The sequence below is a fragment of the Janthinobacterium sp. SUN118 genome (genome assembly GCF_030397695.1).
GTDB lineage: Bacteria > Pseudomonadota > Gammaproteobacteria > Burkholderiales > Burkholderiaceae_D > Janthinobacterium.
The window spans coordinates 1,851,153-1,863,144 of sequence record NZ_JAPUBV010000001.1; the positions used below are offsets into that span (position 1 = coordinate 1,851,153).

Annotated in this window: 10 protein-coding genes and 3 tRNA genes; 9 read left to right on the forward strand and 4 right to left on the reverse strand. The window is 63.8% G+C overall.

Annotation, left to right across the window (positions count from 1 at the left end; genetic code table 11):
- The first annotated feature begins 3 nt into the window (after positions 1-3).
- The 4 genes from O0880_RS08410 (at position 4) to O0880_RS08425 (ending at position 4,436) form a co-directional block, all read left to right on the forward strand.
- Positions 4-1,659, forward strand: coding sequence for a methyl-accepting chemotaxis protein (locus O0880_RS08410; RefSeq protein WP_289885981.1), 1,656 nt, complete (start codon positions 4-6; stop codon positions 1,657-1,659).
- A gap of 117 nt (positions 1,660-1,776) precedes the next feature.
- Complete coding sequence (locus O0880_RS08415) at positions 1,777-2,514, forward strand: transporter (RefSeq protein ID WP_289885982.1); 738 nt, start codon at positions 1,777-1,779, stop codon at positions 2,512-2,514.
- Positions 2,515-2,607: 93 nt separating this feature from the next.
- Positions 2,608-3,117, forward strand: a complete 510-nt coding sequence (locus tag O0880_RS08420; RefSeq protein WP_071323010.1) for a hypothetical protein — start codon at positions 2,608-2,610, stop codon at positions 3,115-3,117.
- A 20-nt stretch (positions 3,118-3,137) separates the two neighbouring features.
- Positions 3,138-4,436 (forward strand): NAD(P)/FAD-dependent oxidoreductase, encoded by a 1,299-nt coding sequence (locus tag O0880_RS08425; protein ID WP_071323011.1) that lies wholly within the window; start codon positions 3,138-3,140, stop codon positions 4,434-4,436.
- Between the two features lie 58 nt (positions 4,437-4,494).
- Here the strand turns inward: O0880_RS08425 and O0880_RS08430 are convergent, their stop codons facing one another.
- Positions 4,495-5,010, reverse strand: coding sequence for a DUF6265 family protein (locus O0880_RS08430; protein ID WP_289885983.1), 516 nt, complete (start codon positions 5,008-5,010; stop codon positions 4,495-4,497).
- A 146-nt stretch (positions 5,011-5,156) separates the two neighbouring features.
- Between O0880_RS08430 and O0880_RS08435 the strand changes: the two genes are divergently transcribed.
- Positions 5,157-5,753, forward strand: a complete 597-nt coding sequence (locus tag O0880_RS08435) for a hypothetical protein (protein WP_289885984.1) — start codon at positions 5,157-5,159, stop codon at positions 5,751-5,753.
- 12 nt (positions 5,754-5,765) lie between these two features.
- Here the strand turns inward: O0880_RS08435 and O0880_RS08440 are convergent, their stop codons facing one another.
- Complete coding sequence (locus tag O0880_RS08440; RefSeq protein WP_071323014.1) at positions 5,766-6,479, reverse strand: ATP-binding protein; 714 nt, start codon at positions 6,477-6,479, stop codon at positions 5,766-5,768.
- A 317-nt stretch (positions 6,480-6,796) separates the two neighbouring features.
- Between O0880_RS08440 and O0880_RS08445 the strand changes: the two genes are divergently transcribed.
- On the forward strand, positions 6,797-7,192 hold the full coding sequence (locus O0880_RS08445) for a hypothetical protein (protein ID WP_289885986.1): 396 nt from the start codon (positions 6,797-6,799) through the stop codon (positions 7,190-7,192).
- A gap of 74 nt (positions 7,193-7,266) precedes the next feature.
- Here O0880_RS08445 and O0880_RS08450 read toward each other — a convergent pair whose 3' ends face one another.
- Both O0880_RS08450 and O0880_RS08455 read right to left on the reverse strand, forming a co-directional pair.
- Positions 7,267-8,250 carry a diguanylate cyclase gene (locus O0880_RS08450; protein ID WP_071323016.1) on the reverse strand — a complete coding sequence of 328 codons (984 nt, stop codon included), beginning with the start codon at positions 8,248-8,250 and terminating at the stop codon, positions 7,267-7,269.
- 331 nt (positions 8,251-8,581) lie between these two features.
- A complete protein-coding gene (locus O0880_RS08455) occupies positions 8,582-11,083 on the reverse strand; it encodes an ATP-binding protein (RefSeq protein WP_289885987.1) in 2,502 nt (833 codons plus the stop codon).
- Positions 11,084-11,589: 506 nt separating this feature from the next.
- On the opposite strand from O0880_RS08455, the gene O0880_RS08460 reads away from it, so the two are divergent.
- The 3 genes from O0880_RS08460 to O0880_RS08470 all read left to right on the forward strand — a co-directional run bounded on the left by O0880_RS08460 (position 11,590) and on the right by O0880_RS08470 (position 11,981).
- A tRNA-Arg gene (locus tag O0880_RS08460) sits at positions 11,590-11,666 on the forward strand.
- A gap of 83 nt (positions 11,667-11,749) precedes the next feature.
- Positions 11,750-11,826 (forward strand) — tRNA-Arg (locus O0880_RS08465).
- 78 nt (positions 11,827-11,904) lie between these two features.
- A tRNA-Arg gene (locus tag O0880_RS08470) sits at positions 11,905-11,981 on the forward strand.
- The last annotated feature ends 11 nt before the right edge of the window (positions 11,982-11,992 follow it).

Sequence of the window (11,992 nt, forward strand, 5' to 3'; positions counted from 1 at the left end):
ATCATGCTGAATCAGATGAAGGTGGGAACGCGCTTGCTGGCGGCATTTTTCTGTGTCGCCCTGATGGGGGCCATCGTGGCCGGCATCGGTATCTTCAACATGGGCAAGATCGACACCATGGCTGGCCAGATGTACAACAATGAATTGCTGGGTTTGTCGTATATCAAGGAAGCCAATATCGCCTTGATCAAGGTGGGCCGGGCGCGCAGCAATTTCCTGCTGGCTACCACGGCCGAGGAGCGCAGCCGGCGCCAGGCCGATATCGCCAAATTTCTCGAAACCAATAAAAGCAACCTGGCCAAGGCCCAGCCCCTGTTCGTCACGGCGGCCGCCAAGGAGCTGTTTGCCCGCTTTGCCACTGTCGAAGCCGAATACACGGCGACCATGCAGCAGGCGCTGACCCTGGCGGCAGCCGAGCCGCTGGCCCAGCGCAGCACCGCATTGACGGAGCTGCTGAACAAGACGCGCCAGCATGCCGACGAACTCGATGGCGTGCTGGAAAAACTGTCCTTGCAGAAAGAGGAACGGGCCAAGGCGGCGGCCGACCAGGCGTCCAGCGTGTACCAGGCCAGCCGTACTTTCATGATTGCGCTGGTGCTGGGCAGCATGGCCGCCGGGCTGGCCCTGGGCGCACTGATCACGCGCGCCCTGACGCGCCAGCTGGGCGGCGAACCCGCGTATGCCGTCCGGATCGCGGGCGCCATCGCCGAGGGCGACCTCACCGTGGATATCCGCACGGCAAGCCACGACAGCGCCAGCCTGCTGTACGCCATGAAAACCATGCGCGACAAGCTGGTGGGCATCGTCAGCCAGGTGCGCTCGGGCACGGATACCATCAATACGGCGTCCGGCGAAATCGCCCAGGGCAACCTCGACCTGTCGTCGCGCACGGAAGAGCAGGCCAGCTCGCTGGAAGAAACGGCTTCGTCGATGGAGGAACTGACGTCGGCCGTGCGCCAGAACGCGGACAATGCGCGCCAGGCCAATGTGCTGGCCGGCGCCGCCTCGGACGTGGCCGGCAAGGGCGGCGCCGTGGTGGGGCAGGTGGTGCAGACGATGGAATCGATCAACGCCTCCTCGCGCAAGATCGTCGACATCATCAGCGTCATCGACGGCATCGCCTTCCAGACGAATATCCTCGCCTTGAACGCGGCAGTGGAAGCGGCCAGGGCGGGCGAGGAGGGGCGCGGCTTCGCCGTCGTGGCGGCCGAAGTGCGCAACCTGGCGCAGCGCTCGGCCAGTGCCGCCAAGGAAATCAAGATCCTGATCGGCGACTCCGTCGAACAGGTGGAAATCGGCTCCAGGCTCGTGCATGACGCGGGCAGGACGATGGATGAGGTCGTCACCAGCGTGCGCCAGGTGGCCGACATCATGCAGGAAATCACGGCCGCCAGCGCCGAGCAGAGCGCCGGCATCGAGCAAGTCAACCAGGCCGTGCTGCAAATGGACCAGGTGACGCAGCAAAACGCGGCCCTCGTGGAAGAGGCGGCGGCCGCTGCCGAATCGCTGCAGGATCAGGCGCAAACCTTGACGGAGCTGGTGGGCGTGTTCCGCCTGCATGCCCAGGCCGAACGCATCGCCGTGCCGCCGGCCAGCAATGTGACGCCGCTGCGCCGGCCGGCGCCAGCGTTCAGGCACGGCGTGCGCCGGCTGGCCTGACAGCCGTTGGCCAGGCATAAGTGGCGCAGCGGTGGTAGGCTGTCGCCATCGCCTACTCTTGCCGGGACTCGTATGCCGCCGCTGTCACGCCTCTTGCCGCTCTTGAGCCCGCTATTCATGCTTTCCCTGCTGCTGGCGCCGCCGGCGCAGGCGCAGGACGGCGATCCCGTCCTGCCTTACCGTCCTTCCGTCGCCAGTCCCGCCCAGCTGCCCGCGCCGGGCCAGCTGGAATTCGAGGCCGGCGGCCTGCTGTCGAAAACGGACGGCGCGCGCCGCGCCAGCCTGCCGTACACCTTCAAACTGGCGTTCAGTCCCGAGTGGGGCATCTTGCTCGAAGGCGAGGCTTTCGTCCGCGCGCGCGATGAAACGGGGCGGCGCGAAACGGGCGTGGGCGACACGACCGTCGTGCTCAAGCGGGCATTCGTGCTCGACAGCGCCACGGCGCTGGGCCTGGAACTGGGCTGGAAGGCGCCGACGGCCAAGGACGCCATCGGCAGCGGCAAGAGCGACCTGTCGCTCAATGGCATTTTCAGCCGCGACCTTGGCGCCGTGCACATGGATATGAACCTGAACGCCACGCGCCTGGGCGCATCGGAGCCCGGCACGGGCACCGTGCAAACGGGCTGGGCGGCGTCGTTTTCCACGCCCGTCAGTACGCGCTGGGGCGCCACGGCGGAAGTGTCGGGCACGCGCCTGCGCGGCGCGCCAGCCACGGCACAGCTCTTGCTGGCCGCCACCTACAGTCCCACGCCGCGGCTGGCCATCGATCTCGGCGTGGCGCGCGGCCTGACGGGGGCGTCGCCGGACTGGTCGCTGTTCAGTGGCTTGGTCGTACCCCTGGGCAAGTTGTGGTGAAATGGACACGGCTATCCCTATGTGTCCTTGCGAACAAACGGCATGCTGCACAAGGTCTACAATTGAGACATAACTGATAAAAGGAGTGTCTCCATGAAAACCCTCATTCTCGCCGCCGTCCTGCTGTCGGCAGCCACCGCAGCCGTTGCCCAGGTCGGCGTCTCCGTCACCGTGGGCCAGCCCGGCTTTTACGGACGCCTCGACATAGGCGACTATCCCGCGCCGCAATTGATCTATGCCCAGCCTGTCATCGTGCAGCGCCCCCAATACTATTCGGCCCGCCCCATCTATTTGCGCGTGCCGCCCGGCCATGCGAAAAACTGGTCCAAGCACTGCCGCAAGTATAATGCCTGTAACCAAGAAGTATATTTCGTCCAGGATAGTTGGTACAACAACCAGTATGTGCCCCGTTACCGCCAGCAGCATGGCGACCATGGCCGTCCCGATTACGGCGACCGCGGCCGTCATGACGACAGGCACGACAAGCATGACAAGCACTTTGACAAGCATGATGACAAGCGCGATAAACATGAAGGCAAGCGCGACAAGCATGATGACAATCCGGGCAGAGGCCATGGCAACGGTAACGGGCGCAGGGACTAAACAAGCAAGCAGGAGGATCTTTGCATAGTAAAATCGTAATCGTAGGTGGCGGAGCAGGCGGCCTGGAGCTGGCCTGCAAACTCAGCCGCAAGCTCGGCGCCGGTCAGGTAACCCTGGTCGACAGCCGCCTGTACCATATCTGGAAACCGTCGCTGCATGAAGTGGCGGCGGGTACGCTGGACATTCACCAGGAAGGCCTGTCGTACCAGATGCTGGCGCACGACAATGGCTTTACCTATGTGTATGGTCCCCTGATCGCGCTCGACGCGGCATCGAACAGCCTCACCGTGGGCGCCATCGCCACCGACAAGGATGAACAATTGTTGCCGCAGCGCCAGGTCAGCTACGACCAGCTGGTGTTGGCCGTGGGCAGCACGTCGAATTATTTTGGCGTTCCCGGCGCCCAGGAAAACACGATTTCCCTGAATGCGACGGAAGATGCCGAGCGTTTCCGTCTGACCCTGCTCAAGCTGCTGGCCATGGCCGAGCAGCGCCAGGGCGACGCCGGCCATCCCGGTGTCGACATCGTCATCATCGGCGGCGGCGCCACGGGCGTGGAGCTGGCCGCCGAGCTGCGCGAAGCGAGCGGCGTGTACGCGGCCTACGGTTTCCAGAATCTGAACGCCATCAAGGATGTGCGCATCACCCTGCTCGAAGGGGCGCCGCGCATCCTGGCGCCGCTGCCCGAGCGCGTCTCCATCGCCGCCTCGAAGCTGCTGCACAAGCATGGCATCACGGTGGTGACGGACACGCGCGTGACGGCGATCGAAGCCGACCAGGTGACGGTGGCCAGCGGCACCAGCTATGCGGCCGATATCTGCGTGTGGGCCGCCGGCATCCGCGCGCCCGAATTTCTCTCGACCCTGGGCTTGCCGACGAACCGCGCCGGCCAGCTGGAAGTGACGGGCATGCTCAATGTGCAGGGCCATGCGAATATCTATGCGCTCGGCGATTGCGCCGCCTGTGCCGGCGCCGATGGCAAGCTGGTGCCGCCGCGCGCCCAGGCCGCCCACCAGCAGGCCGATTACCTGCTGAAGACTTTCGTGCTGCAGGCGAAGGGCAAGCCGCCGCAAACCAAGCCATATGAATACCTGGACTACGGTTCGCTCGTGTCGTTCGGCCGTACCACCTCGGTCGGTACCCTGATGGGTTCGCTCAAGGGCTTGAGCTGGTTCGTCGAAGGTTTTGTCGCGCGCATGATGTATGTCAGCCTGCACCTGATGCACCACAATGCCGTGCTGGGCAGCGTGCGCACGGCCGTCATGGCCATGGGCCGCTTCCTGATCAAGCGCAGCACGCCGCAGGTCAAGCTGCATTAATCAAGCTGCTCTAAGCGGCTTGTTCTGGATCAGAAGAGGGGCCTTGCGGCCCCTTTTTTTATTTGGCGCGCGTAAGCGGCGCCGCCTCGCAGCGGCCCCGCGTCATGGGGAAGTCGATGGTGGCGGGCTTGCCCTTCAAGCTGCCGGTGATGCTGGCGTGCAAGATGCGCTCGCTGTCGCGGCGGTAGATGATGCGGCTGGGGAAGTCGTTGTCCAGGTTGGCGAAGATGAATTCATTCGGTTTGTCCTGGCGCAACAGATTGAAGACGACGGGCGGCTGGCCCGACGGTTGCACGATGTAGGCCAGCTGGCCCGGCTCGGTGAGGCGGATCTGCACGAATTCAAAGGCCGTCGTCTTGCCGCCCTTGACGGTGCGGCTGGTGCCGAGGATGGTGCCGCCGGCGGCCGTGCTCCATTGTTCGCCGGAACCGGGTTCGGCGCCGTCGACCAGCCAGCAGCCGGCCAGCCACGCCAGCTTGTCGACCGTGTCCGGCGGCGGCGCGGCTTTTTCGGCGGCCTGGGCGGCGCCCATGCCCATCAGGGCTGCCAGCAAGGTTGTGATGAGTCGCTGCATGCCATCTCCTGTCGTTGATTGCTTGATGTCCCAAGGGCGCGCCGGGGGCGCACCTGCCCAGTGTAGCCGATGCTGGGTTGCACACTGCAAACACTTTATACTCAGGCAAGATGCCAGCCTTCCCCACCACCATGCAGAGGACAACCATGCAAGACACTTCCACGCAGCCGTCCGGCGCCGCCATGCCGGCCCCGTTCGATTACCGCTTCATCAGCCTGGCCAGCCTGGGCCTGGAGCCGGCGCAGCTCGACTTTTACCAGTTGCTGCTGTCCTGCGCGGGCGAGGATCATGCGGAAGAGAAAATGCGGCAGGTATTGCGTTTCCGCATGGATGGCTATGGAAGGGCCAGCTTCATCGGGCGCCTGGATGCGCTGCCGGCGCCGCTGGCGAGCTTCCCCCAGTGGCGTCCCGAACTCGAAGGCTGGCTTGGCGAACTGGCGCGCGAAGACTTGCTGGCGCGCGCGAGTGTGCTGCTGGGCCAGCCTGTCGGCGCCTTCCTCGCCTCGGCCGGCTGGCGGCAGGCGCTGCCTGATGTCTGGCAAAGCCTGCTGGCGCTGGCCTGGACGCAGGCGGGTAATCCTGCCGATGCCGCCCTGGCGGCGCCATTGACGGAGGTGCTACGTGTTGGACATTTTTTGCACGTGCTGGCCGGCGACCGGGCCAGCCTGGCAAGTCAGGGCGAACGCCGCGCCGCGCTCGCCGCGCAGCTGGTGCTGCCGGACATGGTGACGCCGCCGCGCTGAGGCGGCGGGGGATTATGCTTTTGGCGTGATGCGTGGCAAGACCACGGTCAGGGCCGTGCCGCCTTGCGGGTTGGCCGCCAGGCTGAGGCTGCCGCCCAGGTAATGCACGCGCTCGCGCACGGAACGCAGGCCGTGCTTGCTCATTTCGACCGCTTCGCTGGCCGGCAAGCCCACGCCGTTATCCTTGATGGTCATCATCAGCGCTTCCTCGTTGTCGTCGATGATGATGTCCACTTCCGTTGCCTGGGAATGGGTGGCGATGTTGCTGAGCGCCTCTTCCAGGGTGCGCAGCAGGGCCACGCCCACGTTGCGCGGACAAATCAGTTCATCTTCGGGCAAGCTGCAGCGCACGGTGATCTTGTGCTGTTCGGCAAATTGCGCGGCCAGTTCGCCCAGCGCCACATTCACGCCCAGAAACTCCAGCTTGTCGTTCCACAGCTTCATCTGCATCTGGCGATTGGTCTCGATCACATTCAGCAGCAATTGCTTCATGGTCGCCGCGCGGTCGAGCAGGGCTGCTTCCTGCGGCATCTTTTGCGTCAGCAGCGACAGGTGCATGGTCAGCGCCGTCAGCGAGGAACCGAGGCTGTCGTGCAGCTGGCGCGACAGGGCGCGCCGCTCATTGTCCCAGCTGGTGTTGACATGTCCCAGCAACTCGCTGAGATCGGCGGCGCGTTCCGCATCGGCCTGGGCCGCTTCCTTGTTCGGATCTGTGTGTGCGGACATAGCGCCCCGTGAATGGTGAGAGGAGAGGACCAAATTCAAGTTGTGGATCATACATGAGGATTTCATCGCAGGGCGCATGGATGGAAAATTTCTGTCTTTTCGGCAATTTTAATCTCTTCCCATCATTTTTATGCTAAGCACAACATTATGTTACATGCACGGCGGCAAATTTTCATCGGCTCCTTGCGTACGGCTCCGCACATACCGGCCCGCACGCTGCTGCCATAGTGTGGCTGTGCGTCATCTCAGTGCAGCATCGCCGCCATCGTGGCGCAGGGCGCGGTACCGGCCCTTTTACCGTAATGAAAGGATATGCCATGAATATCGATACCATCGTAGACCAGGACTATGCCGGCAAAAGCTTCCGCGACATCGTCAATGCCCCCATCAGCGCCTTGCGCGGCGTCAGCGCGAAGGACGCCAAGGCCTTGCAGCAGGCGTTTGGCGTGACCACCGTGCGCGAATTGTCCAACCTCAATTTCGTCAAGTGGGCCAGCGCGCTGGCCATCCTGGCCGATGAGGAAGGCATGAGCGGCGAGGAGCGGGCCAAGGAGGCATTGCTCGACGATGCCGTGGAAATGACGTTTCCCGCCAGCGACCCGATTTCCGTCGATGCCGGCATCACGCGCATCGAAGTATCGCCGGACACCGTGAACGCGCAGACGGACCATCAGCATGCGGGCCAGCATGAAGTGACGGCCGGTAAGAAATAACGTGGTGTAACAGGCAAAAACCGGGTCGCCGCATGGCCGCCCGGTTTTTTTTGCGTGCGTCATGGCAACGCGGGTCAGGCGATCGAGGGGATACTGCTTTTCTGCATGTTGACTTGCGGTACGATCACTTCGTGCGGCGAGCAGCAAAAGCGGTTCTTGCCGGCGCGCTTGGCTTCATACAGGGCCGTGTCGGCCGCACCCAGCAGCGATTCGACGGAGCTGGCGTCGTCCGGATAGATGGCGATGCCGATGCTGGTCGACAGGCGCAAGGTCAGGTCGTTGATGAAATACGGCTCGGAAATGACTTCGATCAGCTTGGCGGCCGGTTCGCGCGCGTCGCCCTTGCCGGCCAGGTTGCCCAGCACGATGACGAATTCGTCGCCGCCGATGCGCGCCACCGTGTCTTCCTTGCGCGAGGCGCCGACCAGGCGCGTTGCCACCATTTTCAGGATTTCATCGCCATAGCCGTGGCCGTAGCTGTCGTTGATGGCCTTGAAGCCGTCCAGGTCCAGGTACAGGATGGCCGACTTGCCGCGGTTGCGGGCCGAATGCTGCAAGGTGTGCTCGATGCGGTCTTCCAACAGGCGCCGGTTGGGCAGGCCCGTCAGCGGGTCATGCAGCGCCAGTTCCTGCTGCTGCTTGCTGTATTGCGCCAGTTCCTTGTACAGCAGGCGCACTTCCAGCATGTTGTGGATGCGCTTGTGCACTTCCATCAGGTCGAAGGGCTTGCTGATGAAGTCGCGCGCGCCCGCTTCCAGGGCGGCGATCTTGAAGCTTGGCTGTGCCGTCAGCGCCAGCACGGGCAGGTAGCCGCCATGCTCGATTTCTTTCAAGCCTTTCATGACCTGGAAACCGTTCAGTTCAGGCATTTGCAAGTCCAGCAGGATCAGGTCGTAGCAATGCTCCAGGTGCAGCGGGCAGACCTGGGCTGGCCGCATGGTGGCCGTGACGTTGGTATAACCGGCATCGCGCAGGATTTCCAGCATCAGGTCGACATTGTCGGGTGAATCGTCGACGACCAAAATTTTGGCTTTCAAAATCTCATCTTGGCTGGGCATGTGTGGTCTCGGTTAATACGGTCAATGCAACGCTGGCTTTCACCGCAGCGTATGGGCTGGCGGCGCGGCTGACGGCGGGTCGGAAAGATAGTAGCGCCTTGCAACAAGATAGGGCGCACAACAGCGCATGAACTCGCCGTCGCCGCTCTTGGCAGCCAAGGTCGCCTGTCTCCAGCCTGCCGTACAGGTGTACTTCTACGTTTCAGTGTAGCAAAGTTGACGTAAGTTGCTTGTAGGACAGTGCCGCGTGTGCAAGTAGGAAGGCTAACCCATAGCAATGATCATTTTGTTCTGGGTAATTTGTTTCTTTACATCATCTTTGTGGGCGGTTTCAGGACTGGGCGTCGGCCAGGCGGGATGCCGCCAGCTGCGCCACGGCCGCCAGCAGCTCGAGCGGGTCCAGCGGCTTGGAAATGTAGGCCTGGAAGCCGCTGTCGAGCGCCTGCTGGCGGTCTTGCGGCCGCGCAAACGCCGTCAGCGCCAGCGCGGGCAGGGCGTCCGCGGGCACGCAGGCGCGTAGCTGCGCCAGCAAGTCGAAGCCGTCGACGCCTGGCATGCCGATGTCGCTGACCAGCACATGCGGTTGCACGCTGGCCAGCAGTTGCAGCGCTTGTGCGGCGCTGTCGGCGCTGTGTACGTCAGCATGGCTGTCGCGCAAGATGCGCTCCGTCAGCTCGCGCGCATCGGCCTCGTCATCGACCAGCAGCACCGTGACGCCGCGCAAGTCGCGCAAGGCGGGCGCGCCGCCGTCGGGCCTGCGTACCGCCGCGGCTGGCGGATTCACGGGCAGGCGCACGGTGAAACTGGCGCCCTGCATGTCGCCGGCGCTGCTGGCCGTGGCCGTGCCGCCGTGCAGCTCCACCAGATGTTTGACGATGGCCAGTCCCAGCCCCAGCCCGCCATGCTTGCGCGTGGTCGAGGCGTCGGCCTGGCGGAAGCGGTCGAACACATGGGGCAGGAACTCTTTCTTAATGCCGATGCCGTTGTCGGCCACCGTGATGGCCAGGCGCGCGCCATCGCGGCGCACGCCGATGTCGACCTGTCCCCCTTGCGGCGTGAATTTCAGGGCATTCGACAGCAGGTTCCAGATCACCTGCTGCATGCGGCTGGGATCGGCCGTGATGGTGCCGGCATCGCTGGCGATGTCGCTGTGGATGGCGATGTGCTTGGCGTCCGCCGCCGGGCGCAGGGTTTCGATGGCCGAGGCGATGATGTTGGCGGGCACGAGGGTTTGCAGGTCGAGCAATACCTTGTCGGAAGTGATGCGGCTCATGTCGAGCAAGTCTTCGATCAGCTGCGCCTGTGCGCGCGCATTGCGTTCGATGCTTTGCAAGCCGCGGTGCAGGTCGGCCTGGTCGCGCGTGCCGCGCCGCAGCACCTGGGCCCAGCCGAGGATGGCCGACAGGGGCGTGCGCAGTTCGTGCGACAGGGTGGCCAGGAAATCGTCTTTCAGCTGATTCGTGCGCTCGGCCTCGGCGCGCGCCTCGCGTTCACTGTCGAGCAGTGCCTTGCGTTCCTCGGCGGCGCGCGTGGCGGCCGCATACAGGCGCGTGTTGTCGAGCGCGACGGCGGCCTGGGCCGCGATGGCCGAGACGATGCGTTCGCTGCGGGCGCTGAACATGCCCGGCTGCGGGTGGCCCAGCAGCAAGCGCCCCAGCAGCTGGCCCGAGCGCGAGCTGACGGGCAGGCTCAGGCAGCTGCGCAGCGGTGGCGCGCCGTCACCGTTGCCGTCCGGCGCCGTCTGCAAGTCATTCTGGCGCGTTGCCGGCCCCAGGCGCAGTTCGGCGGCGATGGCGTCGGCCTGGGCCAGGCTGATGCCGCTCACGGCGCGCGCCGCCGGCAAGGCTGGCGTCTGGGCGCCGCGCGCCGCGTTGTGGCGGTGTATGGCGTGCTCGTCGCCATGGTAATAAAAGGCGCCGAAGCGCGCGCCGCTGATGTGCGTGGCCGCATCGACGGTTTCCTGCAGCAGGGCGGGCAGGTCGAGCGTGCCGGCCAGCGCTGCGCCCGTGTTATTGAGCAATTCCAGCACGCGCGTCTCGTCGCGCAACGCTTCCTGCGCCCGCTTGACCTGGTCGACGTCGGTACTCGTGCCAAACCAGCGCAGCAGCTGGCCGCCGCGGTCGTGCACGGGATTGGCGCGCGTCAGGAACCAGCGGTACTGGCCGTCGCGGCCGCGGATGGGGAATTCCATCTCGAACGGCGTGCCGTCGCGCAGGGCGGCCTTCAAGCCCAGCAGCATTTGCGGCAGGTACTGCGCGTCATAGGCGATGCTCCAGCCGTCGCCCGCCATCTGTTCGGCGCTGGTGCCCGTATAGTCGTGCCAGCGCTGGTTGTACCAGGAAAGCGTGCCATCGAAGCTGGCGATCCATGCCAGCTGCGGTATGGAGTTGGCCAGCACGCGCAAGTTTTCCTCGCTCTGGCGCAGGCTTTCCTCGGCCGCCTTGCGCTGGCTGATATCTTGGATATACGCGGTCAGTCCTTCACTGGAGGGGAAGATGCGCATTTCCAGCCAGCGCCCCAGCGGCGGGTAAAACAGTTCGAAGCTGCCGCCGTGCTGCTGCGCCATGGCGTGCCGGTACTGCGTTTCCACTTCCGTGCCCGGCAGCCCGGGACAGGCATGCCACAGGCTGCTGCCGGCCAGGCTGGCGCCCAGCGGCCGCTGCGGCGCCAGCATGTCGGCGCCGCGCGTGTTGATGTAGCGGATGGTCCAGTCGTGGTCGAGCAGGCAAAAACCGTCGGTGATGCCTTCAAGCAAGTTGCTCAGGTGCTCGTCCGATAGGCTCGGCAGCGCCGATGGCGGTAGCAGATCTTGCTTGCGTTCATGCTTGGCCATCGGAAATCCTGCAACAGTTAGTCTGCCGCACAAGCTGCCTTGCCCTGCCGGGCCGCCGTTTCCCGGCGGGCCGGCACGCCGCGCTGCCGTCGCTGAGCTCAGTTAAATGGGTCATGATGGGAAGTGCCCGCCGTCATGTCAGTGTGTAAGTGCAAGCGCCCTTATCTGGCTGGTATTGTAGCCCCAAGCGGCGCGCCGCCACCACACGCTTGCGCGCCCGGGGCCCGGCCCGTGGCGACCGATGCCGGGCCCACTTCGCGGCGGCGTGCAGATAGCACTGGACAGGCTGGAAAGCAGTCCCTATAATCCCGCTTCTTTCGAGACAGCAACTTCTCGATTCGCTGGATGCCCCTGTGAAAGCAGAAGTGTTCGGCGATAAAAAGGCGCAAGCTTTTTGGCGGTGAAAAGGTAGTCGATCGTGCGGGGCGGTATTCTGCAAAATCAGCTAAGCGATTGAAAAATCGAACTTTTCAAAGCGAAATGAATACGCTATAATGTTTGCCTGCGCGGCTGTAGCTCAGCTGGATAGAGTACTTGGCTACGAACCAAGGGGTCGTGGGTTCAATTCCTGCCAGCCGCACCAGAATACTGAAAATCAGACTTGGCCTGGTTTTGTTGTAACAAGTTTGACCTCCATGTTGTTATATGGAATGTTGTAGAAGTTTTGCGGCTGTAGCTCAGCTGGATAGAGTACTTGGCTACGAACCAAGGGGTCGTGGGTTCAATTCCTGCCAGCCGCACCAGTATTGCCAGAGCCGGGCTTGCCCGGTTGTGATGAAAGTTTCAAGCTTCGCGCCGTCCGGCGAAGTGTGTCAGAGTTTGCGGCTGTAGCTCAGCTGGATAGAGTACTTGGCTACGAACCAAGGGGTCGTGGGTTCAATTCCTGCCAGCCGCACCAGTATCAGTAGT

What these genes read in the sequence shown, in the direction of transcription:
- O0880_RS08410 (WP_289885981.1), top strand. Translation starts at nt 4, where the DNA reads ATGCTGAATCAGATGAAGGTGGGAACGCGCTTGCTGGCGGCATTTTTC.
- O0880_RS08415 (WP_289885982.1), top strand. Translation starts at nt 1,777, where the DNA reads ATGCTTTCCCTGCTGCTGGCGCCGCCGGCGCAGGCGCAGGACGGCGAT.
- O0880_RS08450 (WP_071323016.1), bottom strand. Translation starts at nt 8,250, where the DNA reads ATGCCCAGCCAAGATGAGATTTTGAAAGCCAAAATTTTGGTCGTCGAC.
- O0880_RS08445 (WP_289885986.1), top strand. Translation starts at nt 6,797, where the DNA reads ATGAATATCGATACCATCGTAGACCAGGACTATGCCGGCAAAAGCTTC.
- O0880_RS08440 (WP_071323014.1), bottom strand. Translation starts at nt 6,479, where the DNA reads ATGTCCGCACACACAGATCCGAACAAGGAAGCGGCCCAGGCCGATGCG.
- O0880_RS08430 (WP_289885983.1), bottom strand. Translation starts at nt 5,010, where the DNA reads ATGCAGCGACTCATCACAACCTTGCTGGCAGCCCTGATGGGCATGGGC.
- O0880_RS08420 (WP_071323010.1), top strand. Translation starts at nt 2,608, where the DNA reads ATGAAAACCCTCATTCTCGCCGCCGTCCTGCTGTCGGCAGCCACCGCA.
- O0880_RS08435 (WP_289885984.1), top strand. Translation starts at nt 5,157, where the DNA reads ATGCAAGACACTTCCACGCAGCCGTCCGGCGCCGCCATGCCGGCCCCG.
- O0880_RS08455 (WP_289885987.1), bottom strand. Translation starts at nt 11,083, where the DNA reads ATGGCCAAGCATGAACGCAAGCAAGATCTGCTACCGCCATCGGCGCTG.